22 protein-coding genes are annotated in these 24,996 nt (G+C 45.0%); 9 read left to right on the plus strand and 13 right to left on the minus strand.

Features of this window, described 5'->3' with window-relative positions; all coding sequences use genetic code 11:
• Window positions 1-35: 35 nt before the first annotated feature.
• Window positions 36-1,940 carry a PTS fructose transporter subunit IIABC gene (locus tag CWO13_RS04375; RefSeq protein WP_108082592.1) on the minus strand — a complete coding sequence of 635 codons (1,905 nt, stop codon included), beginning with the start codon at window positions 1,938-1,940 and terminating at the stop codon, window positions 36-38.
• 378 nt (window positions 1,941-2,318) lie between these two features.
• On the opposite strand from CWO13_RS04375, the gene CWO13_RS04380 reads away from it, so the two are divergent.
• The gene (locus tag CWO13_RS04380) at window positions 2,319-3,158 is read left to right on the plus strand and encodes a helix-turn-helix transcriptional regulator (RefSeq protein ID WP_102431991.1); all 840 of its coding nucleotides are present in this window, start codon (window positions 2,319-2,321) and stop codon (window positions 3,156-3,158) included.
• A 17-nt stretch (window positions 3,159-3,175) separates the two neighbouring features.
• Here the strand turns inward: CWO13_RS04380 and CWO13_RS04385 are convergent, their stop codons facing one another.
• Complete coding sequence (locus CWO13_RS04385; RefSeq protein WP_017070486.1) at window positions 3,176-3,949, minus strand: PTS sugar transporter subunit IIA; 774 nt, start codon at window positions 3,947-3,949, stop codon at window positions 3,176-3,178.
• A gap of 7 nt (window positions 3,950-3,956) precedes the next feature.
• Complete coding sequence (locus tag CWO13_RS04390) at window positions 3,957-4,259, minus strand: PTS fructose transporter subunit IIB (protein ID WP_017069788.1); 303 nt, start codon at window positions 4,257-4,259, stop codon at window positions 3,957-3,959.
• A 345-nt stretch (window positions 4,260-4,604) separates the two neighbouring features.
• On the opposite strand from CWO13_RS04390, the gene CWO13_RS04395 reads away from it, so the two are divergent.
• Window positions 4,605-6,470 (plus strand): fructose-specific PTS transporter subunit EIIC, encoded by a 1,866-nt coding sequence (locus tag CWO13_RS04395; protein WP_108082593.1) that lies wholly within the window; start codon window positions 4,605-4,607, stop codon window positions 6,468-6,470.
• 122 nt (window positions 6,471-6,592) lie between these two features.
• Here the strand turns inward: CWO13_RS04395 and CWO13_RS04400 are convergent, their stop codons facing one another.
• Window positions 6,593-7,177 (minus strand): TetR/AcrR family transcriptional regulator, encoded by a 585-nt coding sequence (locus CWO13_RS04400; RefSeq protein ID WP_102431994.1) that lies wholly within the window; start codon window positions 7,175-7,177, stop codon window positions 6,593-6,595.
• A gap of 193 nt (window positions 7,178-7,370) precedes the next feature.
• Complete coding sequence (locus tag CWO13_RS04405) at window positions 7,371-7,544, minus strand: hypothetical protein (RefSeq protein ID WP_008216632.1); 174 nt, start codon at window positions 7,542-7,544, stop codon at window positions 7,371-7,373.
• A gap of 393 nt (window positions 7,545-7,937) precedes the next feature.
• Here CWO13_RS04405 and CWO13_RS04410 point away from each other — a divergent pair, with 393 nt between their 5' ends.
• Window positions 7,938-9,917 (plus strand): methyl-accepting chemotaxis protein, encoded by a 1,980-nt coding sequence (locus CWO13_RS04410; protein WP_102480810.1) that lies wholly within the window; start codon window positions 7,938-7,940, stop codon window positions 9,915-9,917.
• A 90-nt stretch (window positions 9,918-10,007) separates the two neighbouring features.
• Here CWO13_RS04410 and CWO13_RS04415 read toward each other — a convergent pair whose 3' ends face one another.
• Window positions 10,008-10,430 carry an organic hydroperoxide resistance protein gene (locus CWO13_RS04415; RefSeq protein ID WP_102431996.1) on the minus strand — a complete coding sequence of 141 codons (423 nt, stop codon included), beginning with the start codon at window positions 10,428-10,430 and terminating at the stop codon, window positions 10,008-10,010.
• A gap of 127 nt (window positions 10,431-10,557) precedes the next feature.
• Here CWO13_RS04415 and CWO13_RS04420 point away from each other — a divergent pair, with 127 nt between their 5' ends.
• Complete coding sequence (locus CWO13_RS04420; RefSeq protein WP_102431997.1) at window positions 10,558-10,992, plus strand: MarR family winged helix-turn-helix transcriptional regulator; 435 nt, start codon at window positions 10,558-10,560, stop codon at window positions 10,990-10,992.
• Window positions 10,993-11,175: 183 nt separating this feature from the next.
• Here the strand turns inward: CWO13_RS04420 and CWO13_RS04425 are convergent, their stop codons facing one another.
• Window positions 11,176-12,339: an amino acid permease gene (locus CWO13_RS04425; protein ID WP_048659000.1), complete on the minus strand. Its 1,164-nt coding sequence runs from the start codon at window positions 12,337-12,339 to the stop codon at window positions 11,176-11,178.
• Between the two features lie 489 nt (window positions 12,340-12,828).
• Here CWO13_RS04425 and CWO13_RS04430 point away from each other — a divergent pair, with 489 nt between their 5' ends.
• The 3 genes from CWO13_RS04430 to CWO13_RS04440 all read left to right on the plus strand — a co-directional run bounded on the left by CWO13_RS04430 (window position 12,829) and on the right by CWO13_RS04440 (window position 15,384).
• The gene (locus CWO13_RS04430) at window positions 12,829-14,049 is read left to right on the plus strand and encodes a MerR family transcriptional regulator (protein WP_108082594.1); all 1,221 of its coding nucleotides are present in this window, start codon (window positions 12,829-12,831) and stop codon (window positions 14,047-14,049) included.
• Window positions 14,050-14,613, plus strand: coding sequence for a GNAT family N-acetyltransferase (locus CWO13_RS04435; protein WP_102479532.1), 564 nt, complete (start codon window positions 14,050-14,052; stop codon window positions 14,611-14,613).
• A gap of 222 nt (window positions 14,614-14,835) precedes the next feature.
• Window positions 14,836-15,384 carry a carboxymuconolactone decarboxylase family protein gene (locus CWO13_RS04440; protein ID WP_108082595.1) on the plus strand — a complete coding sequence of 183 codons (549 nt, stop codon included), beginning with the start codon at window positions 14,836-14,838 and terminating at the stop codon, window positions 15,382-15,384.
• 93 nt (window positions 15,385-15,477) lie between these two features.
• On the opposite strand, the gene CWO13_RS04445 is transcribed toward CWO13_RS04440, so the two are convergent.
• The 4 genes from CWO13_RS04445 to CWO13_RS04460 all read right to left on the minus strand — a co-directional run bounded on the left by CWO13_RS04445 (window position 15,478) and on the right by CWO13_RS04460 (window position 20,826).
• A complete protein-coding gene (locus CWO13_RS04445; protein ID WP_108082596.1) occupies window positions 15,478-16,653 on the minus strand; it encodes a MalY/PatB family protein in 1,176 nt (391 codons plus the stop codon).
• A 12-nt stretch (window positions 16,654-16,665) separates the two neighbouring features.
• Window positions 16,666-18,129 (minus strand): Na+/H+ antiporter NhaC, encoded by a 1,464-nt coding sequence (gene nhaC, locus CWO13_RS04450; protein WP_102432003.1) that lies wholly within the window; start codon window positions 18,127-18,129, stop codon window positions 16,666-16,668.
• 145 nt (window positions 18,130-18,274) lie between these two features.
• Window positions 18,275-19,279 carry a LacI family DNA-binding transcriptional regulator gene (locus CWO13_RS04455; protein ID WP_048663973.1) on the minus strand — a complete coding sequence of 335 codons (1,005 nt, stop codon included), beginning with the start codon at window positions 19,277-19,279 and terminating at the stop codon, window positions 18,275-18,277.
• Between the two features lie 119 nt (window positions 19,280-19,398).
• Window positions 19,399-20,826, minus strand: a complete 1,428-nt coding sequence (locus tag CWO13_RS04460) for an aminotransferase-like domain-containing protein (protein ID WP_048663789.1) — start codon at window positions 20,824-20,826, stop codon at window positions 19,399-19,401.
• Between the two features lie 124 nt (window positions 20,827-20,950).
• Between CWO13_RS04460 and CWO13_RS04465 the strand changes: the two genes are divergently transcribed.
• The gene (locus tag CWO13_RS04465) at window positions 20,951-21,850 is read left to right on the plus strand and encodes a DMT family transporter (RefSeq protein ID WP_048663788.1); all 900 of its coding nucleotides are present in this window, start codon (window positions 20,951-20,953) and stop codon (window positions 21,848-21,850) included.
• 104 nt (window positions 21,851-21,954) lie between these two features.
• Here the strand turns inward: CWO13_RS04465 and CWO13_RS04470 are convergent, their stop codons facing one another.
• Complete coding sequence (locus CWO13_RS04470; protein ID WP_017069797.1) at window positions 21,955-22,380, minus strand: DUF3010 family protein; 426 nt, start codon at window positions 22,378-22,380, stop codon at window positions 21,955-21,957.
• A gap of 260 nt (window positions 22,381-22,640) precedes the next feature.
• Here CWO13_RS04470 and CWO13_RS04475 point away from each other — a divergent pair, with 260 nt between their 5' ends.
• Window positions 22,641-24,278, plus strand: coding sequence for a methyl-accepting chemotaxis protein (locus tag CWO13_RS04475; RefSeq protein WP_055319080.1), 1,638 nt, complete (start codon window positions 22,641-22,643; stop codon window positions 24,276-24,278).
• 152 nt (window positions 24,279-24,430) lie between these two features.
• Here the strand turns inward: CWO13_RS04475 and CWO13_RS04480 are convergent, their stop codons facing one another.
• Window positions 24,431-24,778: a DUF3316 domain-containing protein gene (locus tag CWO13_RS04480; protein WP_048659007.1), complete on the minus strand. Its 348-nt coding sequence runs from the start codon at window positions 24,776-24,778 to the stop codon at window positions 24,431-24,433.
• Window positions 24,779-24,996 lie beyond the last annotated feature (218 nt).

Here is a 24,996-nt window from a genome sequence, read left to right on the forward strand (position 1 = left end):
GGTAGAGGGGCTCAAGCCATTGTAGTTGAAATGGCTTAAGCCGCTGCTGCTGTTAGCTTGGCTTTGCGTAGATTTTTAAGCACGATACAAGTAACCGCAGTTACGCCCGCACCTGATGCCATGCACAGAAGTGCGAGCATTGGGTAGTTCATTGCGCCTAGTAGAGCGACAACTGGGCCACCGTGAGCAACGCTGTTGGTGATACCAAATGAGAACGCCATAACCGCGGCCGTCATTGAACCAAGTACGTTGGCAGGGATAACCGACATCGGGTCCTGAGCCGCGAAAGGAATCGCACCTTCAGAGATACCCACCAAGCCCATCGCGCCTGCTGCTTTACCTGCTTCAATTTCAGAAGATTCGAACAGGTCGAACTTACGGCCAAGTCTGGTTGCGATAGCCATACCGAGTGGAGCCACAGGGATTGCACACGCCATTGCACCCATGAACTGAGTTTGACCGCTGGCAATCATGCCGACCGAGAATAGGAACGCCACCTTGTTGAATGGACCGCCCATATCAAAGCCAGCCATGCCACCAAGGACAATACCAAGCAGAACCACGTTGCCTGTGCTCATGCTAGTAAGTAGGGCAGTAAGAGCATCCATTAGTCCCGCGATAGGCGCGCCAATTACGAAGATGAACAGACCCGCGATGAATAGAGAGCCAGTGATCGGAGCGATCATGATAGGCACAAGTGGTTGAAGGAACTTGTGGTAGTTAAACGAAGTAATCCATTTAACGAAGTAGCCCACTAATAAACCGGCGATGATTGCGCCAATGAAGCCTGTACCTGCGTCAGCGCCGTAGAAAGAGCCGTTGTTGGCAATCCAGCCGCCAATCAAGCCAGGGGTTAGAGCAGGGCGGTCAGCAATCGCGTAAGCAATGTAGCCAGCCAAGATTGGGATCATTAGAGTGAAGGCAACCACGCCCACCTCTAGGATTTGGTTCCACATGCTGCCAGCAGGAATTGCCATGCCAGATTCACTCGGCTCACCACCAATGGCTAGTGCTAGGGCAATCAAAAGACCGCCAGTCACCACGAATGGGATCATGTGAGATACGCCATTCATCAAGTAACGGTAAAGGTCTGAACGTGCTTGCGAGGCTTTCTCAGCAACAGATTGATTAGTAGGTGCTTGTTCAGCTTGGTAACTCGGTGCATTGAGAGCTTGCTTAATCAAGCCTTGCGCGTCTTTGATTGGTGCTTTTACGTTGGTGCTGATAACGCGTTTTCCGGCAAAGCGAGCCATGTCTACTTGCTTGTCACAAGCCACGACAATCGCGTCTGCACGTTCGATTTCTTCTTGAGTCGGGCTGTTTTTAACGCCGATAGAGCCGTTAGTTTCGACCTTCACATCGTAGCCAAGAGCCGCCGCGCCTTTCTCTAGCGCTTCAGCTGCCAAATAAGTGTGTGCAACGCCTGCTGGGCAGCCTGTCACACCAATGATGAAGCCTTGTTTCTCAACGTTGGTTTCCGCTTCCGAAGGCTCAGGTTTGGTAAGCAGTAGTTCTAATGCTTCTTGTTCAGATTGAGCATTCATGAAGCTTTCGATAAAGCCTTCTTCAATCAGTTTTGAAGAAAGCTCTGCCAGTACTTCGATGTGATGATTATCGCCACCATCGGGAGAGGCAATCATAAAGAACAGTTTTGATGGCTGACCGTCATCCGCGCCGTACTCGATACCCTGTTGATGGACACCGATAACAACCGCAGGTTTGATGACCGCAGCACTTTTCGCGTGTGGCAGAGCAATACCTTCTTCAAATCCGGTATTACCTTGTTCTTCACGAGCCTTAATGTCGGCAAGAAACTGTGCTTTGTCTGAAATTCTGCCTTGTGCATAAAGCACGTCTATCAGCTCTTTGAATACTTCTTCTTTTGAATCAGCGCTAAGCGAAAGCTTAATCAAATCTTGATTGATCAATGTTGTGATCATAATGAACCCCTACTTGTTTTTATTTTGTTAGAGGTATTCTGGAATCTACGGCTTGCCTTCTGTAGTGAAGAAAAAACGCATTTACTGGATGATTGTTGCGTTATAAGTGGAGTGTGATTTTGATCGTTTAGTGGCGCGTTTTTCGGCCTCTATTGACATAGGTTGAGCCTGCTTGAGGCTTTTATTTGCAAGGGGTTCGGCGTGTAGAGTTATCGAAGGAACAATGTGCTATATCAGGTTTTTGACTGGAGATTTATTTCCACTACTGGATTTTTGTAACCTAGATCTCAAATTGTGATTTTGCTCAATAGCGCTATGTTTCACTAAGGAGTATATCTATTCCCGTAGCGTTATTGCTGCTTTTAAGAGTTCGAATAAATGATATTTCATGACCTAATCTCGTCGGTATTAAATGAGCGAGAACCATTTCATAACATCTGGTTTGCGGGGGATTTTCACACGCCTTCAGCATGCAGTTATCAGGTGAACTTTCCACGCTTAGAGCTGGTGCTCGACGGAGAGTATGTCAATGAGATGGAGAGTCATGATCGTAAGATCACCAACGTTGTCGCGAAAGCGGGCGATGCGATTTTTATCCCACCGAACTGCTGGAACAAACCCAACTGGGATACTGACTGCTCGGTGTTGAGCATGTTGTTTGGTCGCCGTCAGCTTGGCTTAAGTTTGGTGAGTAAGCGCAAAGGGGAAGAGAGTTTTTACGATATTCAAAAGCACAGTATTCAGACTCGCTCTGGGTTTGCGATTGATAACATTTTGGAGGCGCTCAGCTCGTTAGCGCGCGAGAGTAACAAGCAGCCTATGGATGAACTGTTACTACAAGCGCTGCTGCAATACAGTAAGACCATGTTGGATGCACCTGTCGAGAAATCTCACAGCCGAGTACAGGATGTGTATCAGGGGATTTGCATCTACATTCAAGAGAACTTCCACCGCCAGATCACTCGAGATAGCATCGCCTCACGCTTTAGTATTTCATCTAACCATTTGTCACGAATGTTCCGCCAACAAGGCCATATGACGCTGGCCGAGTACATCACGCGCGTGCGAGTCGATCGTGCCAAGTTCATGCTTAAGAAGTACAACTTCAAGCTCAATGAAGTGGCATTACGTTGCGGCTTTAAGGATGTGAACTACTTCTGTCGAGTTTTCAAAAACCGCACCGGAAGAACACCGACCGAGTATCGAGGCTCAATCTAGCTCTAACGAGCTGGTAACTAAATAAGACGTGAAGAGATGTACATGAGCAGAGCTTGTAGATCGACACTGCTTCGAGTCTTTTGTAAACGCTCATTGACTTGGTCGTGAAGCAGATTTCTGGTTAGGTTGGTAGCCGCCACAATATGCTCTCGCTGTGGCTTGGTAGGCAGTACCAAAGCAATGGCAACGTGTACTTCGCCAATGCGTGAGGCCCAGTCAATTGGGTCGTCACTGACGATAACCGCGATCGAGAGGTCTTGGGTCGATTCAAACATCACATGCGGCAGGGCGATCCCTGGAGATACACACGTAGACGAGCGTTCCTCTCGTTTAATAAACGCCAGAATCAGTTCATCCGGATCTTCTGGATACACCAAATGAGCGAGCCCTTTTAGGCATTCAAACTTGGTCAGTTGGGTTTGTGCTTTGGCATGGTGCCACTTGATGTCACAGGGCGGGCATATTTGCGGCATACGCTGGATTAGATCTTTCGAGAATTCATGGTTCACTTGTGAGCCAACCATGTCGTAATGCTCAGCAATTACATCTTTGAGAACGAAACAGGCCAGCTCCGCATCAATCCCAACCGCGGTTATCTGACACAAGTCACCACGAAGTAAACCTACTTGCAGCATCGCGACGGATTTGGATAGATCAGCGGTTCGATTTTGAGTGATGTTGATAATGCGGATGTTGCTTTTGAACTTCTTCGCTAATCGAGTAAGGGGCTGCGCGACATGTGAGTTTGCGGCAGGATCGTTAACGAAGAAGGTGATCTGATATTCGTTCATGAAAAGTTTAAGTTCGACAATGCTTAATAAAGACTTTATCGACACTCAACAACACCTCTTCCATGGGAATGAATAAGGTTTTAGCTGGGTCGAACCGGCTTGGTTGTTCAATATCGATATCAGATACGATTAATACTTTGTCTGCGAGAGTAATATCTTGGGCGGTCAGTAAGTTTTCAATACCCATAGCGCCTTGCGTCTCAACCTTGATTGAAACGTTGAACTTAGGGGCTGTTTTATTTAGAGCATCAGCTGCCATATAGGTGTGCGCAATGCCTGTAGGGCACGCAGTTACCGCTACAATTCTCATTATTATTCTCGGCTTATTCTCGTCCCTGTTACGTTACATAAGCTACCTTTCAGAAGCTATTTTGTAAAAGCCATCTTGCGTGGGAAATCCAGTATGGAAAGCTCGCATAGAGGAGGGGCGATATGTTTATGGGTTCTGTGGATTTTATGGATTGCCGTTTTTTATTCCAAGGTGAAAGTCACACTCTGAGTTCTTGGTTACAATAATCCAGTTAATGCACCTTTCGTCCTATATATTGAGTGCCTTCACACCGTTAATCTTTTCATCTTATTAACATCGAAATTTTAATTTAGGTCGGAAGAACCTAATTACTTCAGTCTGAAATCAGGCGAGGCAGAATAGACCATGGATATCACTAATATTATCGAGCCCGAGATTATCTGTTTGGAGCTACAAGCAGACTCAAAACAGGCAGTATTTGAAGAGCTTGTTGAGTTACTCGATCGCGCTGGTAAGCTCTCGAATAAAAGTGAATTCCTTGATGATATCTGGAAGCGTGAGGCGATTGGTAATACGGGGTTTGATGATGGTATTGCGATTCCACATGCGAAAAGCACTGCCGTTGCTAAACCTGCCGTTGCTGTAGGTATCAGCCGAACGGGGATTGACTATGGTGCCGATGGCGGTGAACTGTCTGATGTGTTTTTTATGCTCGCTTCGCCAGACAATAATGACGACCACCATATCGAGGTACTGGCTCAGATCTCGACCAAATTGATCGAAGATGGCTTTGTTACAAAATTAAAGGCAGCTGAGTCGGTTGAGGAAGCTCAAGAGCTGTTTCTTGAAGTCAATTCAGATTCCTTTGATAGCTATGCCTCTAGCCATCACGAAGTGTATGTCGAGCCACTCAGCCCTTGGGCACAATCACTCAATCGACTCAAAGAACACCTGTTGTATGGCACTTCACACATGATCCCATTCGTGGTTGCGGGCGGTGTGTTGTTGTCTTTGTCGGTGATGATATCCGGTCACGGCGCAGTTCCTGAGAGTGGCGTGTTAGCTGATATCGCACAGATGGGCATTGCGGGCTTAACGTTGTTTACTGCGGTGCTGGGCGGTTACATTGCGTACTCGATGGCCGAAAAACCGGGTTTAGCACCGGGCATGATTGGTTCTTGGGTTGCCGTTAACCAATACAACACCGGTTTTCTTGGGGCGATAGTGGTCGGCTTCTTTGCGGGCTTTGTGGTGAATCTACTTAAGAAGATCAAACTGCCAGACAGCATGATCTCGCTGAGTTCTATCTTCATCTATCCACTAGTTGGTACCTTCGTCACTTGTGGTGCGGTGATGTGGGTGATTGGATCTCCGATAGCTCAAGTGATGCTTGAGATGAACCAAATGCTCACGGGTATGGCTGGCTCTGGAAAAATGGTGCTCGGCAGTATTTTAGGCGCGATGACCGCCTTTGATATGGGAGGACCAATCAATAAGGTCGCTACACTGTTTGCTCAAACTCAGGTAAATACCCAACCTTGGTTGATGGGTGGCGTTGGCATTGCGATTTGTACGCCACCACTCGGTATGGCTCTGGCGACTTTTATATCGCCGAAGAAGTTTAAACGCGACGAACGCGAAGCGGGCAAAGCCGCAGGGATCATGGGAATGATCGGCATCAGTGAAGGTGCGATCCCATTTGCTGCTGCCGACCCTGCACGCGTTCTGCCTGCGGTTGTTGCTGGTGGCATTGTCGGTAACGTTGTTGGCTTTATGTTCCATGTAGTGAACCATGCACCATGGGGCGGCTGGATTGTTCTGCCTGTGGTTGACGGAAAAATTGGCTACATCATTGGCACACTGGCGGGAGCGCTCACCACGGCTTTGATCGTGATACTGCTGAAAAAGAATGTGGTCGAAGGTGAGGAGAGTTCCAACCAGTTTGCAGGTGGCTCGGTGACAGAAGAAGGGCAAGCGGATGTACTCGCAATCACTTCTTGTCCGTCAGGTGTTGCCCACACTTTCTTAGCTGCGAAGTCTCTGGAAAAAGCGGCGCATCATCTCGGGGTTCGGATTAAGGTTGAGACACAAGGTGCTAATGGAATAGGCAATCGCATCACACAGAAAGACATTGAAAGAGCGAGGTTGGTGATCTTCGCTCACGATGTGGCGATCAAAGAAGTCGAGCGCTTTGCGAATGTGAAAACGTTAGATGTCAGCACCAAAGAGGCGATGCTCAATGCGCAGGCGCTGATCATGAGAAAGGTGTAACCCTTAAACACTAAAGTTAATCATCTATAAAGTTAACTAGCTCAAAACTAAAAAGACTCCGCTCTAGTGCTTTAGGCTAACAGTGGAGTCTTTTTGTATGGCTTCTAAAACAAGTTCAGCTTCTAAAAAGGATGATACTTAAATACGTCTTCAACCATTGAGTTAAGTAAATCAATGTCATCACAGGTTTTAGCGTACGTACGCAGACCTGCTATTTGAACTTGAACATGTCGAGCAAGCTGAACAGGTTCACGCTCTTTGCTTATTTCACCAAGCTCTTGTGCTTCGGTAATCAGCTTAGCGAACTCACCTTCCATGATCTTCAGTGATTTCTTCGCCTCTTCTAATAACTCTGCGTGTTCATCAGTCAGTTCTGCGACCGTTTTTGCTAGCATACACATGCCATTTGGCGAGCTTTGTTTTGATTCGACCACAGCACGTTTGACGAAACTTTCGAGCGCTTTGATTGGAGAGTCTGTTTCGCTGCGGAAACGGTTCAGATTGAGGATGCCAAGTTCGGTATAGCGAGCAAGCGTCTCTTTAAACAGACCTTCTTTGCTGCCAAATGTCGCGTAGATGCTACCCGGACGCATATCAATCACATCTTGCAGGTTACGCATAGAAGTTGCGTGAAAGCCCTTTTCCCAATACAGGTTCGTTGCTTTATCTACTACATCTTGTCTATCGAACTTCGCGGTCTTGGCCATAACATTTACTTCATTAATCTGAACATATGTTCAATATTTTATGCTGAACGCTCGTTCCAGTAAAGGTGTGTTTTGCTCAACTTAATTGTCTTCCTTGCATCTTGTTGGTGCATAAGGTGCTCGATTGAATGCAATTAATAGACAAGGTTTGGCAGTTTTTATTCTGGTCTCATTATCTAATGTCTAAGTAAGACTAGTCGTCGACGACTTCGACGGTTTTATGCTGCGCGCCGTAATAGGTGCCTTCATCGATAGTGTACATCAGCGTTTCTTCGCACTCTGGGCAATCGAATTCTTCATTAGGTTCGATTGCTGCTTCTTCTACCCATTCCCATCCAATGTGTTCTTCGCAAGCGGGACAGTCCATAAAACCTCTAATTATGCTTCTACGTTAATTGAATTCGTAACTTTTTGAGCCCGGCATTATACATAGTTGGCGCTGAATATGTAGCGACAACTGAGCAGAAAAGGGTGTACACATACCTCTTTAGTGTTAATAAAACCTGCCATATTTCAGTCGCTTACGTCAATAAAATGTTGTTGCACGCTTTTTGTGTTTTCTAAAGCTGCATAGCTAACAAATTTATAAATAAACCAATGAATTTTGTAAGGTTAAATGCTAGCGTTATCGATTGTCGTCCGTTATGGCACGGTAATTGATAAAACTAAATATTATTATGATCTCGGTAAAGGTACACCGTTTTAGAAGTGTGTCTAATTACATGACAGATAAAGATTCGTCAGCTGCTAGGAAATAAAAATGAAATTAACCGATATGTCCTTTAAGCAAAAAATCATCGCTTTGCTTATTTTACCGATCTTAGGGTTTCTCTGGCTCAGTGTTTCTGCGATATCCAAAGGCGTAGAAACAAAGACTGAAATGTCCTCATTGAATCAACTGACACGCCTTTCGGTTGTGTACAGTGAGTTAGTGCATGAGTTACAAAAAGAGCGAGGCATGACAGCTGGCTTTATTGGCTCTCAAGGAACCAAGTTTGTCAGTGAATTAGCCGCGCAGAGAACCAATGCCGATAACCGACGTAATGAAAGAAATGATTACTGGCAGTCTGCCAATATCAATCTGCCACAGATTAATCGCCTGAACACAGAGATAAGCCAAAGCCTTAATCAGATAACGACCATTCGAAATCGAGTGGATTCTCAATCTATCCCACTTTCTGAGGCCTTGGGTTACTACACCCAATTGAATGCAAAGCTTCTTAGCGTATCGGCGTTAATTGCAGAGCTAAGTTCTGATGCTACCATCACTACAGAAACCATCGCTTACTACAACTTCTTGCAAGGTAAAGAGCGAGCGGGTATCGAGCGTGCTGTCCTGAATAACACCTTTTCTAAAAATGAATTTGGCCCGGGTATGCTGGTGAAATTCATCTCTTTAGTGACAGAGCAAAATACCTACTTCTCGAACTATGAAGTGTTGAGCAACCCAGCGAACGTTCGATTCTTTGAACAACAGTTAAATGACCGCTCTGTGGCAGAAGTAGAAAAGCTTCGTAGCTTGGCTGAATCTAAGATGAGCGGCTTTGATGTTGACCCTGTCTACTGGTTCTCTCAATCTACTGCTCGTATTGTTCAGCTAAAGAAAACAGAAAACCACCTAGCTGAATCACTGATTGCGCTGACCGAGAAAAAGATGTCAGAGGCGCAGTCTGCGATGATGATGAGTATTGGTCTATTTGCTTTGATTACTTTGTTCGCAACCTTCGTGAGCTTTAAGGTGATCAGCGACCTGACGATGAGAGTGAAAGACCTGACAGTGATGTTGTCTAAAGTTCGTAATGACAACGATCTAACGGTTCGTGCTAAGTACGTTGGTAACAGCGAACTTGGCCAGATATCTTCGGCACTCAACGAAACGCTAGAGAAGTTTTCAAACGTTATCGACAATCTGTCTCAGTCGAGTCTGACCTTAGCTTCAGCCGCTGAAGAAACCTCGCAAACTTGTCACTACAACTCGAACACACTAGTTCAACAAAAAGACCAAATTGGCTTAGTTGCGACTGCTACAGAAGAGTTATCAGCAACGGTAAATGAAGTGGCCGCTAAAACTCAGCAGACAGCAAGCTCTGCTAAACTGGTCGATGAGCAGTCGCAAGAAGGTTTGAATACGGTTCAAAACTCTTACCACTCTATCGAAAAACTGGCATCTGAAATTAATGACCTAGCGGAAAAAATCACGCATCTACACGAGAGCAGCAATAACATTAACAGTGTGATTGATGTGATTAAGTCGGTCGCTGAACAGACTAACTTGTTAGCATTGAACGCGGCAATTGAAGCGGCACGAGCGGGTGAGCAAGGCCGTGGATTCGCGGTAGTTGCTGATGAAGTTCGCACGCTAGCACAACGTACTCAGCAATCGACAGCTGAAATTGAAGGCTTTATCAGCTCGCTACAGTCTGATGTTCAAACGGCGTTTAATGTGATTGATAACAGTCAAAAGATGTCGTCTAAAGCAGTTGAGGATTCAAAAGAGGTCGAGCACACCTTACAAGGAATCTCCGCATCGGTAAGCGAAATATTCAGCATGACCGAACAGATCGCCACAGCAACGGAAGAGCAAGCGGTTGTGACCCAAGATATCGCGCAAAACGTGATGGCAGTAGAGCAGAAATCGACGGAGTCGACCACAGGCGCAACTCAAATTGCAGCAACAGCCAAAGAACAAGCTGAACTGGCGGCTTCATTGAAAGAGATTGCAAACACGTTTAAGAGCTAATCTTTCAGAGTTAGAAGTTTTCCATCTTATATAAAAATGTCCCGCCTAATGCGGGACATCTTTTTAGTGGGACATTTTTGGGTAAAGCGACTAAAGCGCTTGTCCGTTAACCGACAATTTCACATCAATGTTGCCACGAATCGCATTTGAATATGGGCAAACTTGGTGAGCGGTTTTTACAAGCGTAACAGCCTGTTCTTGAGCCAAGTCGAGCTCAATCGCTAATGAAACGGTTAAAGCAAAACCACCATTTTCATTTGGACCGATACCAACCGTTGCAGTTGTTGGCGCCGATGCAATCTTGATTTTCATTTCTTTCGCTACGTGAAGTAGAGCATTTGAGAAACACGCAGAGTAGCCCGCCGCAAACAGTTGCTCAGGGTTCGTTGCTTCACCTGAACCGCCCATTTCTTTCGGGTAGCTTAATGCAACAGAAAGCAAATTATCGTCAGTAGAAACTTGGCCGTTACGACCAGCAATTGCAGTAGCAGAAGTAGTGTAGAGTGTTGTCATTGTCTTAATCCTTAAAATGGTTGTGTAAAATTAAATTGTGCGCAACTTTATTTTGAGGTTAGCTTAATTGATAAAACTTACGTGTGCAAGTATATTGTGTGCAATTTAATTTATTGACGAGGTGATCGTGAGCGACCAAAATGAATATCTAAAGTTAGATAATCAGGTGTGCTTTGCACTTTACAGTGCTTCAAATGCAATGAGTCGAGCTTATCAACCTCTGCTGAAAGCGCTTGATCTTACTTATTTACAGTACATTGTGATGATGGTGCTTTGGGAGCAACAAGAGATAAATGTCAAAGCGTTAGGCGCTAAAACACATTTAGATTCAGGAACCTTGACTCCATTACTTAAGCGTTTAGAAGCAAAAGGTTATGTGCTTCGTAAACGTAGTACTGAAGATGAACGAGTGCGAGTAATTACGCTAACTCCTGTAGGGACTGAACTCAAAGAGCGCGCGCAAACTGTCCCAGAAGAGATATTTTGTTTGTCTAAGATGAATGAAAACGAACTTAAATCGCTCAAAGCGCAATGTGAGCAGTTACTTGACAACTTAACTTAATAAGAACGTCTCTTTAATTCTCAGTAATCACGTTCAAATACTGAAAAAGCCAGTCAGTATCTACTGTTAATAGCAGATACTCACTGGCTTTTTGTATTTTGATGTGAGTGTGAGGTACTTGTTTAGTCTTCACTCACAAACACATACATATCACCACGGCAGCGGTTGATACTGTGTCTCTATCTAACCCATAAACCAAGACACGAAAATCAGCGCGCCAAAACCGAATGTTGCCATTAGTGCGGTGTCGCCACCGGCTGCTGTGTAGCTGCCCTCGGTTTGTAGGTGAGGGAAGTCCGGTCTGCGCACCTTAACCACCATTGCGAGTGGACCCCAGATAGCTAGGAACACCAAAACCATGCCTGCATAGTCGAGCATGCTTACAAACTGGCTAGCGAACAGCTCTGCTAATACCAAAGGTAAGATGAAGGTCAACGCATAAGCCAACGCTTTGTTGTTGGTTACAGCGTCTTTGTTTTGGTCATACAGCGCCATGGACACGCCAAGGAAAGAGGTCACTAATGCCAGTGCTGAGAACAGAGCAATCACTACTTTCAACCAAGCAGACTGTCCGCTAAACGCAGAGATCAGCTCTGAAATGTTGTGGAACTGGCTGATCGCGTCTGTGCCAAGGTTACCGATAATCGCGAACAACCAAGTGAGGTAGCACACGAGCGGAATCACTGAGCCAAGCAGAATCATATTGCGGATCTGCTTTTGAGTCGCTTCACGGTTGTAGATCACCAGTGATGGGATCACCACCATAGAGGCAAAGCTGGTAAAGATAACCGCGCTGTATTGCACCACATCATTGGCCGTGTATTGGCTAGTTTGAGTTAGGTAATCAAGGCGGATATTGCTAAACAGAGAAGCGATAACAATAAATAGCATCACCACCATCATGATGAATAGGCCACGGTTCAACTTGTCGATATAAGACTTACCCGCAACTACAATCACACCCATAAATAGGCTGAAAACGGTATAAGCAGCAGATGCAGAGATGTTTACGCCAACATCGAGCAGTAGCTTATGGATGATGTCACCCACGCCCAAGATATAAGCAATAAGCATACATACCAACAGCAGATAAAAGAGTGCATTGATAAAGTGTTTACCTTTGCTGCCCAGAGTGAGGTAAGCAACACTGCTCATGCCACTGTTGTCTTTAGTTTTAGTACACGCTTCTGCCAGTAGGAGTGCAGAGTAAGTGGTGCCGATAAAGATAAGTAGCATCAGCACTGAGCTGATCATGAAGCCAAATTGGGCCAACACCATTGGGATAGCTAACATGCCAGCCCCTAATGCAGTCCCTGAAAGGATTAGGGAACTGCCGAATAATTTCATATTCAAGAAAAACAACCTCTAGCGATCCAATTAATTTTTAGTCGGATTGTAAATAATTGTTTCCAAGACTAACAAATTACTCAGTAAAGTTAGGGATTAAATTCTAATTATTTTTGAATTTTTCTAAAAAGTTAAGAAGGCATTTTCAGGTGATATCTGTGCTCTTTTGATCTATTTGCTGGGTGATTGTATTTATCGTTTAGTTAACGTTCGTCCATTGTTGAATAATTTAGAAGTTAGCAAAATTCGGTTAGAAAGAAGTATGTTTATGAGCCAATTGTTTTCAATTCATCAAGTTTAATCCTCTCCTTTTCCTGAATCCCGTGCAGGCAATGTCGATGACTAACCGTTCTATGGTTAAAACCACACTCAGATCGTTTTATCAGTTTGAAGGTAAATAGGTAAAGAACGAGAAAAGTGTCTAAAATTCTGTTGACCTGACTACAGCTTCATAGTTTATCTTTGCTACCGAAATGAGAGGGGAAGTGCATGTATCGTATCTCTGAACTGGCCGATTTGGTTGGGCTGAGCCGCTCCACATTGTTGTATTACGGCAAGCTAGGTTTGATTGAAGCTCAGCGTCAGAGCAATGGTTATCGCCTTTATTCTGAAAAGGACCTACAACGTGTTCGGTTGTTGCAGCAGTTACAAGCGGGTGGGTTGACGCTCAAAGAGTGCCAAGCTTGTCTAGATGCAAAGATAGAGCGCAGCTTACTGGAAAATCGTCTTAAGCAGTTAGACGAAGAGCTCGTTCAAAAGCAACGATCACGCGACCTACTAGCAGCAATGCTAGGTGAAGGTGGTCTAGAAGAGTGGCATGAGTCGATGGACAAGCTTGCGCCAGATGCACACCTCGATTGGTTAATTAAGCAGGGTTTTGATGAGAAACAGGCTCTGCGATTGAAGTGGTTATCGAAAGACATGAATGAACATGATCAATACATGGCGGATTTTGGCGCTATTTTTGAGGGCTTAGAGCGTTTAGGGCCAGGAACGGTTGAAGATACCTTAGCAGCATTGGCACAAGTTCCGGTTACACCTAAGCGCGTACTTGAGATTGGTTGTGGCAAAGGCATCGCGACCAAGGCGTTAGCGAAAGCCTTAGTTGAACATCAAACGGACGTGCAAATAACAGCGTTAGACAATGATCAACCGAGTTTGGATATTCTGAGTCAACAAGCACTAGAACTTGGTCTCGAAAGCAATATTAAAACGGTATGTGCAAGCATGATGGATCTACCGTTTGAAGCTAAGTCATTCGACCTGATCTGGTCAGAAGGTAGCGCTTACATCATGGGTGTTCAGAAAGCACTTAAGCAGTGGCGGAAGCTACTCATCGATGATGGCATCTTGGTCGTGAATGATTTGGTGTGGAACACCGAGAATCCAAACGAATCAATCAAAGTATTCTGGCAGAAAGAGTACCCAGATATGACCACGGTAGCTGAACGTATCAAGCATGCAAAGGCGACGGGTTACCAAGTCTTGGATGACTTTGCGATGAGCGACGCCGGCTGGCTTGCCTATTATCAGCCTTTGCAAAAGCAAGTCGAGTCTTTGAAAGCAACGATGCCAAACTCAAAAGCGCTCGCAGATTGCGACAATGAAATTAAACAATTCTTCAGTAACAGCGAACTTGTGGAAGGTTCTCAAGGCTCAGCTAAGCGTGATTTTGATTATCACTTCTTTGTGTTGAAGAAAGTACAGTAAGTGAAGAACACCATGAAATTTAGACAATATGATTCAAGCGAGATCGAAACGATCACGCAACTTTTTACTCAAACCTTTACTGATTCAGAAGGCGAGAACGAGGGTAAAACAGTAGGTAAGCTTGCCAAGGATCTTTTAACGACCACAGATCCAACAGAGCTACTTTGTTTTGTCGCGGAAGATGATACTCGTGAATTAGGAAGCACAATTGTAGGCGCGATTATTTTTACTCCGCTTTCATTTGATGACGAAACTAAGGCTTACTTGCTCTCTCCAGTAGCGGTGAGCACTCAAGTTCAAAAGCGTGGGATCGGCCAAAAGCTGATTAACTTCGGCTTACAGACTCTAAAGGAACAGGGTGTCGAGCTTGCTGTGACATACGGTGATCCTAGTTACTATTCAAAAGTAGGTTTTGAGCAAATCACTACTGAGCAGATCCCAGAACCATTCGAGTTGAGCTACCCTCACGGTTGGATCGCTCAATCGCTGACTGGCGGTGAAATCAAAGTGGCGAGCGAACAGTCTAGCTGTGTTGAAGCTTTGGCTCATGCTGAATACTGGTAGTTGCTTAAAATAAAATCTTAGATGAATGAAAGCCCATCAGGTTTCACTTGATGGGCTTTCTTGTTATGAGCAAAAGATATTCGTCATGCTTCAATGTAAAACTTGAACATATGTTCAAAATAACACTTGAACGATCGTTCTAATTTGTTCTATATTGTTTTCACACTAACGGAGAACAGTAATTAAATAACTTTAAAATCATAAATTGATAGGGATAAAACAATGAGCAACTTCAAAATTCATTCAGTAGAATCAGCGCCAGAGCAAAGCCAACCTATTCTTGAAGGTGCTAAAAAGCAAATGGGCAGAGTACCGGGCTTATTTGGTGTATTGGCTGAATCTCCAAACACACTTAAGGCTTACACTCAGCTTCACCAGGCGTTTAGTGACTCATCTTTCGATGCTGAAGAGCTAACGGTTGTTTGGCAAACCATCAACGTTGAACACGAATGCCACTACTGCGTTCCTGCGCACACAGGTATCGCACATTCAATGAAGGTTGATCCTGCGATCACTGAAGCACTGCGTAATCGCACCGCAATGCCAACTGAGAAGTTGCAAGCACTGCACGACTTCACGCTCAGCATGGTTCGTAATCGTGGCAATGTGTCTGAAAGTGAAATGGCAGCATTCTTTGAGGCGGGTTACGGCCAACAGCAAGTGTTAGAAGTGATTCTTGGCCTGTCTCAGAAAGTGATCAGTAACTATGTAAACCGTGTTGCTGAAACGCCGGTAGACAAAGTGTTCGAACAGTTTGCTTGGCAAGGCTAATTTACCTTTAAATAAGTAAATAGTAAGAATGATGAAAGCCCCGCTCAGTTGAGTGGGGCTTTGTTGTTTGGCGTGGGTGACGTTTTCTAGTTCTTACTTATCTACAGCTAATGCTACTTTTAGTCGTACCAAAGCATCTGCTAATACTTCTGCAGGGCACCCTAGATTCAATCGAATAAATCCTGAACCTTCCTCGCCAAAGGCACAACCCATACTCGGTACAATGCCGGCTGCAATGAGTTTTTGCTCAAGCTCAGTATCACTTAGTTTCATTGCACGGCAATCTAGCCATGCAAGATATGTCGCTTCGGGTTTAGTGAAACGAATATGAGGTAGTTCTGCTTTCAAGAATCCATGCAGCGTTTCGATGTTACCTTGCAAGTATTGCTTTAAGTCCGCTAGCCAAGTATCACACTCTTGGTATGCTGTGGTCGCTGCAGACATGGATAGGCTGTTGAAGCAATCCATGCCATGAGCATCCAAACGGCGAACAAACTGCTCCTTCAACTCCGAATTTGGAATGATGAAGTTTGAGATTCTCAATGATGACAAACCAAATGTTTTACTGGCCGCGGTCGCCACAATAAGTTTGTCGGTTAGCGAACTTGGCAAGCTTAACGTCGAATGGAATACATTAGGTGTTAGCGTTAGATCGCTCCAAATTTCATCACTGATCAACCACACATTGTGTTTCTGGCAAAGCTCGGCAATTTGCATGATCTCTTGCTCGTCCCAAGCTCTACCGGTTGGGTTGTGTGGGTTGCAGAAAATCAACGCTTTGGCGCCACTCGCAAAGCAGTCTTCCAAATGTGCAAAATCAAGCTGGTAATGACCTTCTGATTCTATCAACGGGTTGTTTAACACCTTACGATCATTCAGTTCGATGATCTTACGAAATGAACCGTAGCCAGGACTTTGAATAACGATTTGATCGTTCTTTTCCGTGAGCATTTGCAGTGCCATCGCGATACCAGGAAGTACGCCATGTACCGTGGTGATCCACTCTCGTTTGATTTCTGTTCGATGTTGCTTTTTAAACCAATCGATCGCGGCTTGGTAATAGTCATCCTGACGTTCTGAGTAACCAAAAATACCATGCGAGATATCTTGAGCTAAGCGACCTAATACTTGTTGAGGTGCTTGGAAATCATAGTCAGATACCCACATTGGCAGTAAATCGGCGCCTTCTAAGCCAAGCTTCTGCTCCATAAAGTCCCACTTTACCGACCCTGTATTTCTGCGGTTAATTGTATTGTCGAAAGAATTCATAGGATGTGAGCCTTACTTAGTGCTGTGAGCCAGGGAAGTTTCTACGGAGTCTTCTGATTGTTCAGGCTTTGTGTGTGCAATACCAAACCCAGTGAAACCATAAATCAGAGCGAAAACGATACCGGTGTAACATTGGATTGCCCAAGGTAGGTAATCTAGCGTTGCAACTCCGAGCGTGCTTGCCATGTAAATACCTGCCGCAGTCCAAGGAACCAGTGGTTCGATGATTGTGCCTGCGTCTTCAATGGTTCTAGATAGGTTTTTAGTGTCTAGCCCCATTTTACGGTAAGCGTTCTGAAACAGTTCACCAGGGATGAGAAGTGCTAATTTACCGTCAGAGGTCGTGAATACTACTGTGATGGTTGCAATCACTGTTGATGCGATAAGTTGTCCTGTTGAGTGAATCATATGCAAGAAACGACCTAGTACCACATTCAAAGCGCCGGTTAGGCTTAAAACACCTGCAAAAGAGAACGCACAGAAAACCAGTAGGATGGTGCTCATCATTGAGAACAAACCACCACGGTTTAGCAGTTTAGACACATCAGGAATTAGTCCATCAATCGCTGTACCTTTCGCTTCAAACAGAGCGACATTGAAGCCGTCGACATAAGCTTGGAAACCTTGTTGTAGAGAGAAACCTTGTAGAACCATACCTAATACAATCGCAAGAGCAGACGCACCTAACATCAGTGGCAGAACAGGCTTTTTGGTGAGTGCGCCCCACAGAATCATCACTGGTGGGATGATCAAAAGGATATTGAAGTTGTATAGGCTATCCAGTCCCGCAAGAATTTGAGTGACCTTTTCTGGTTCACCTACGTTCGCGATATCTGCACTTTGTCCAGCAAAGAAGAAGACAACTGATGCAATCACAAACCCAGGCAGCGTTGTGTAAAGCATGTGCTGAATGTGTTCGTACAATGTGGTGCCTGAAACGACAGGCGCAAAGTTAGTTGAGTCTGAAAGAGGGGAGATCTTGTCGCCAAAATATGCGCCAGAAACAACAGCACCCGCGGCAGCTGCCAATGATACATCTAGACCGGCCGCAACGCCCATCAGTGCAACACCAACCGTGCCCGCAGATCCCCAAGAAGTACCAGTACATACAGAGACAACAGCAGTAACGAAAAAGGCAGCGATAAGTATGTATTCAGCGCTGATGACTTTAAGCCCCCAGTAAACCATATAAGGGATCGTGCCACTGATCATCCAGCTTGCGATAAGACCGCCCACCGAAACCAATATCAAGATAACAGGCATCGCTTTTGCAAGTTTCTCAACAATCGCGTTGATGATGTCATCCCAGTTGTAGCCCATCTTCCAAGCAATGCATGCGGTGAAAGTCGCAGAAATGAGTAGCAGAACTTCAATGCGAAGTCCTAAAACACCGTATCCAATAGCAAGTAGCGCAAACATAACGGCGATGGGCGCTAATGCTAATCCGAACGATGGTAGAGGCTTTGAGTTATTCATATTTGTTGTCCTCAGGTGAATGTAGGGTTTGTTCGGAATGGATAATAAGCGTGCTCTGAAATCGAAAGTGCGACTTCAATGCTGTTTTCATGTAAGCGGTTACATGAGGTGTATACATGAGATTTTGGTCACATTTCGTCTCATTTTAGTGCTTGATTGACTTAACCGTCTGCCTTTCAACCAGTGTCGCTTCGAATTTATGTTGCTTAGGAGGGGCGTATCCTGCGGCTTTAAGTTTTATGGCAAGGTTAGCCGCATAAGTCGACATCTCGTCGATAGGGTTGTGCATGGTGGTTAACCGAGGGTAAAGATAGCGAGCGAGCAAAACATCATCAAAGCCGATCACAGAAATATCGTTGGGAACCGAGATGCCTTGATCTTGCAAGCTCGTCATTAAGCCTGCAGCCATTACATCATTGAAGGTGACGGCGGCTGTGACCTCGGGGCATTGGTTTACTAAGATGTCACCCGCCGCTTCACCACCTGATTCACTAAAGTTTTGGTTGATGATCCAATTAGGCTGTATTTCGATATTGGCCGCTTTCATCGCTTCTTGGTAGCCCTGTAAACGGTCTGTTCGGTCTTGGATTGGAAGGTCGCTCGAGACATAGGCGATTTTTCGATGACCCAGCTCGATGAGGTGCTGTACTGATATTTGAGATCCGAGTTTATTATCTACCCATACAGAGCGATTTGATATTTGAGCAATCGTGCGGTTGAGTAAAACCATTGCAGGTAATTGAGCGGAGTAACGCAGTAACGTGGTGTCATCGAGCATCTTTGAATGAATGACCATTGCTTCACAACCTTGGCTGATAAGAAAGTCGAGGCCTTCTTTTTCTCGCTGAGCATTGTGTCCGCCACTTACCACGACCAATTGGTAACCATTGGTTCTAGCCACTTCTTCGACACTCTTCGCGACCAGAGCAAAAAATGGATCGGCAAGGTTGCCAGTCAGTAATCCAAGCGTATTGCTGCTTCTACTTGCCAAGGCTGTTGCGCGAGCATCTTTGTGGTAATTGAGCTCTTTTACTGCACGTTCTACGCGCTCTAGCGTGATAGGTTCAACGTAGCAGGTTCGGTTTAATACACGAGAAACCGTTGCTGTTGAAACCCCTGCAAGTGCTGCTACATCTTTTATTGTTGCCACGTTTAATTCTGCTAAGCATAGAAAGGCTGCGAGTGTAGCGAATCTCTAATATTTAATATGTTAATAAGGTCAAAGCTATTAACTCTTGATTGAGAATATTAGTCGAATACTGAAAATATCTAACGTACGTGCTTAGCTATTATCTTCGCCAGCGTCACAATCCCTTCTTTCCACTCTTTGCTCTCCTCAATGTTAGCGACAGTGAAGCGCAAGCAGTGTTTGTATTGGTCATTGGTCCCAAACACTGTACCGGGTAAAATCCCCAACTTATGCTTTAAGCAGTCTTGATAGACGGCATAGCTGTCGACCGACTCAGGCAGTGTTATCCAGTTGAGAAATGAGCCTTCCGGCTTTGATAGGTGGTAGTGTCCGACAAGGTGCGGGTAACTATCAAGAGCTTGAATTAACAAGCTTTGGAACTGTTTTTGATTGGTTTGATAGAGCCGTTTCATTTTGGATAAATGACTGCGATATTTACCGGTAGTGAGGAATTGACCCACCGCGGATTGCATGAGGTTTGAGCTGCCCATGTTGTCACATAAAAGGTACTTTTCGACCAAGGGCTGATAGCGCCCCGACAGTAACCAGCCGATTCGTAAGCGTGAGTCTAAGGTTTTAGACAATGAGTTGACGTAGATGACTCTATCTTGATCATCCAGTTCTTTGAGGCTCGCGATTGGTGTGTCGAATGCCAAGCTACCGAACACATCGTCTTCGATAATCGGTAAGGATCCGGTGATCTCCAGTAATGCTTTTCGATTCGCCAATGGCATCCGTGAACCGGTTGGATTGGTAAAGTTTGGCGTTAGCAGTAAGGTTTTCACTTCCCATTTGCCCAGCGCACTTTGTAGTGATGGGATATCAATACCGTGGCTAACGCTGCTGGGAATTTCAAGGGCTTGTAAGCCAAGCGACTCAAGTAAAAGTAGATTGCCGAAGTAACATGGCGACTCGACCGCCACGATGTCCCCCGGCTTGGTGAGCGCACGTAAAGCTAAACTGATCGCCTGTTGAGCTCCATGAGTAATCGCAATCTCTTTCGATCCCGCAGGCACACCAAGATCATGGGTGATCTTTAACAATTGCTTTACTAATTGCTCGTCTCCAGGAGGCAGTTGGTAATAACCGGGAAGCTGAGTTTGCAAACGACTGTGGCGACCGATCTCGGCGTACAAGCTACGAATCGCAGGGTTGTTGATATTGGGGTGTGCTGAGCCTGCCAATAGTTTTAGACGACCTTTTGGACGAGAGAGTACCGATTTGGTGACAGATAATAGATCAACTTTTTGAGGTTGGCTTGATGCATCCCAGCTAGTGGTGTTGGGTGCTTTCACGCGATAACCCGACTTGGGAACCGAGTACACCCAGCCCGTCGCTTCCAACTCTTGATAGGCGCGAATCACGGTGTTTTTGCTCACACCCAATTGTTCGCTTAATTGGCGGATCGAGGGAAGGCGATCGTCTGGGTGAAATAACCCTTTATCAATCTGAGCCTTAATATGTTGTTCGGTAGCGAGATATTTATTGCCGCTGACTTCTGCTTCCACGTTGTTCTCCCTCATAGCTCACACTCAATCTGTAACCATTTAAAGTGTTATATCTGTATCTTTATTAGTTATCTGTACCCAACTAAGGTAACAGCATTGATGAAGAGTTGACCAGAGGTTTGTAATGCTGATTAAAATGATTCCGTTTGTGTTTGTAATATTGTGGTCGTCAGGCTTTGTTGGCGCTCGTCTTGGCGTGGAATACGCAGAACCCGCAACATTACTTTCACTAAGGATGGTAGCCAACGTGGCGCTGTTCTTGGTTTTAATTGCAATCCTTAAGCGTCGTATCCCTCGTGGTCGAGCATTCTTCCACGCTGCTGTGGTCGGCATCTTGATTCATGGTTTCTACCTTGGTGGCACTTATCTGGCAATTGATATGGGTATGCCTGCCGGGTTGAGTTCTCTACTTGTTGGCTTACAACCGATTCTCACCGCATTAATTATGATCAGCTGTACTTCGCAGCGTTTTAATTTTGCACAGTGGTTGGGATTGGCGCTTGGTTTTGCGGGTATTAGTTTGGTGTTGATGGGCAATATTGAATGGCAGTCAGACGACCAAAAAGGCTTGGCAACGTTATTGTGTTTGGTTTCTTTGGTTGGTATTACCTGCGGGACTCTGTATCAGAAGCGCTTCTGTCAGGGCACTGATATGGTCGGCGGTGCGATGGTGCAATATTTGGCTTCTGCAGCGTTGTTTCTGCCGTTCGCAATGCGTTATGAAACTATGCAAGTGAACTGGACGGTAGAATTCACGTTGACTCTAATCTGGCTGGTGGTCGTTCTGTCTTGTGTTGCCATCCTATTGTTGCTTTACATGGTAGAGCACGGTGCATCTTCAAGTGTGGCTTCGGTCTTTTACTTGGTGCCACCGACGACAGCAATCCAAGCGTGGCTTATTTTCGGTGAGTCGTTCGACATCTATGGCGCGATGGGCTTTGCCTTGTCTGCTGCGGCGGTTTATTTGGTGGTGAGGAAGCCAGAATGGATTAAGGCTCGCAGGCGAACAGTGTTAGAGCGGTAGTGTGTATATCATAATTAACTCCACTTAACGTCAGTAACTAGAAACAAAAAAGAGCCTGAATATTCAGGCTCTTTCTGTATCAAATATTGGCTAGCGACTTTTGATTAGCGCTTCATCAAGCAAGCATATGCCGTAGTAAACGGTGCTTCTTGGTATTGCTTAAGGCCAGTTTCTTTGAATTTCATCATTAGAGGGTTGCGCTTGAGGCTCTCTTTGATGTCAGCAGGTGATACAACTGTTACGTCTAGGCCGTCGATCAGTTGAATTGCTGCTTCTAGTTTGAAACCAAAGCCACCGCCAGCAAATTTGCCTTTAGTTTGGCGTTGACGAATTACAACTTTATCTACTTGGTAATCTTCCATTAACTTTGCAAAAGAGAATTGAAAGTCTTTCATATTCTGTGTGTCGTTTGCGTCGCTAATTGAAACTTTAGAAACTCGGCAATCAGGAATGTTAAATACACCATCTGATAGAGAAAGAAGACAGATGACTGCATCGTTACCTTTGATTTCAACACCACAAATTTTCATGTTCTTACCTACTTATTTTAGAGCCCTACATTATGGTGTTATTTCTCACACTTCTCCAGTATTTGCGCGTACTCAGCGGCAAATAAGTCTAAATCAGAGCATACTTTAATGTTTGAGAGTTAACCTCTGGTTGAATAATCACCACGAAAATTAACGATATCGTTTGCTATGAGATAGGGCTCACAAATCCTTAGTGAGATTGCATATGTGTGCTGTATATTGCGCGCGCATCCCTATTTGAAGTGTGGTTATTAATCCCAATGAATATCAATAATCTTTCGATTAAGAGTAAAATCGCGATCCCGCTGTTGGTGATTGTGATTGTTTTTTCTACCGTTACTGTACTCAACGTTATCAGATCAAATGCTCAAGCTGCGATTAATAACGAGCTCAATAATGTGGTTCAGCCTGTGCTAGATAACCTAGAAGATGGCTACCGAGATATCTACCAAATTATCGCTTCGGCACAAGGTTTGTTGCTTGCTAAAGACCAAGCGGCGATTGAGTACCAAAAGTTTGAATTTAAAGACAACGCTTACAAAGCGGTTCCTCGTTTTCAAAGTGTCGAAACCTTGTATCAAGCGGGCGTGTTGGATCCATCTTCACGTGGTGAGTTATCAAAGCTTGTGAACGCGATGAGTAACTGGGTGGCGCTGCATGAGCCAATGTTTGCAGACCCTGCGAACGCGCATCAATACAATATTGATTACTCACCTGCATTAGATGCCGAGTTTGCGACTATTCGTAAGCAACTGCGTGATATCAGAACCTTGATTGAACTGAAGCAGAAAGAGCTTCGCCAGCAAGCCGATGACTCTATTGAATCAAGTAAGTTGATCATCGAAGTCGGTATGGCCGTTGCTGTATTCGCTGCAATCTTCGCGATGTGGTTGTCGAACCGTTTCATTATTCAACCCATTCAGAACGTTGAGAAAGCGATGAATGAAATCGCTTCGGGTGACGGTAATCTGTCTCAACGAATGAAGGTCGAAGGTAATGATGAGATTGCTCGTTTAAGCTCTGCTTTCAATCAGTTTGTTGGCAAGATCCACGTCACGGTCGAACAAGTTATTTTCACATCGAATGCGGTACGCGCTGAGATGGAAAACATCAAATCGTTAACCCAGAGTGTTGCTGAGTTCTCTTCAAATCAGCAGCGAGAAAGTGAAGTAGTCGCGGCGGCGGTTCATGAGATGCAAGCAACCAGTGAAGTGGTCAGTGGCAATGCATTAGATGCAGCAACCGCAAGTAACGTGGCGAACCATGAAGTGGAATCGGCAGATACCACGCTTGGCTTGACCGTGACTTCGATTGAACGCCTTGCGCAAGATATTGAGAACGCGGGTGGTGTAGTTCAAGAACTGGACACAGATGTGAAGAACATCGCCTCAATCCTTGGTGTGATCAAAGGTATTGCAGAACAAACTAACCTATTGGCATTAAATGCTGCGATTGAAGCAGCACGTGCCGGTGAACAAGGTCGTGGCTTTGCGGTTGTAGCTGATGAAGTTCGTGCGCTTGCAAGTAAAACTCAAGACAGCACTGGCGAAATTCAATCAATGATTGAACGCTTAGAAGTTGGTGCGAAACACGCGGTTGGTGTAATGACTGAAAGCAAAGTGAGTGGCGAGAAAACCATTGTTCAGGCAGGAACAGCGGCATCTTCATTGAGTGAGATTCGCAACTCAATCGGAAAGATGAACGACATGAACACACAAATCGCAACGGCGGCTTCGCAACAGTCTCAAGTGTCTGAAGAAGTGAATAAGAATGTTCAACGCATCGCTGAAAGCACAATGCAAATGGTTGAAATGGCGAGCAGCGCAGAAAATGCATGTATGGCATTGGCAGAACAGTGTGAGGCGCTAGATAGCCTAGTGTCTCAGTTTGAAGTTTAATTTTCAAAGTAGACAGACGAATATGAGCTGATACTGGTTGTTCGTTTGAATTCCATTAATCAGCGCTGAAGGTCAAAAAAGCCCATGCTCAATGAGTACGGGCTTTCTTTTAGATACTAGGTCGGTTTTGAGACCTAATTAATCGTTCGGTATTAGCTGCTGCGACCGTCTTTGTATGTGTAACGGTAGTCAACTTTTACGTTCGCTTGGTAATGAACATCGCCGCTCATGTTAGTGATTTTTTTCACTTCCATGTTCGCGTCATCAATCTTGAACGAATCGTATTTGGTTGTTTGTTGGAACTGTGGCAGTTCTCTTGAAAGCTCAAAAGGTGTTTTTGCGCTTAACTCATCCATAAGGTTAGTTCCTGCATCGTATGCTTCCGCTTCAGTAACAAATGTATCAGATTTTAGCGTTGTTTCTTGAATCGTTGTTTTGGTTGCTGCGAACGCTGTGGTGCTGAGTACAAGAGTTGATGCAAGTATGATTAATTTTTTCATAGGAGTACCTTACTGTGTTGAAGTACCTGTGTTCCGGTACAGAACCAACATATCAATGAAGTGGTAGGAGGAGTGTCAGGGGGAAATACGATTTTGTTAGTGTTCGGTAAGGAGTTTTGAGAAATGTCAGGTATCGGTTGGCGTTATTTTAATCAGTTGTGGCTGGCGAAGATTTATGCGCAAAGCATATCAAGCAAGGTGACACTGATATCTATCTT

Origin of the sequence: Vibrio sp. ZF 223, from assembly GCF_003050585.1 — a bacterium.
Lineage (GTDB): Bacteria > Pseudomonadota > Gammaproteobacteria > Enterobacterales > Vibrionaceae > Vibrio > Vibrio crassostreae.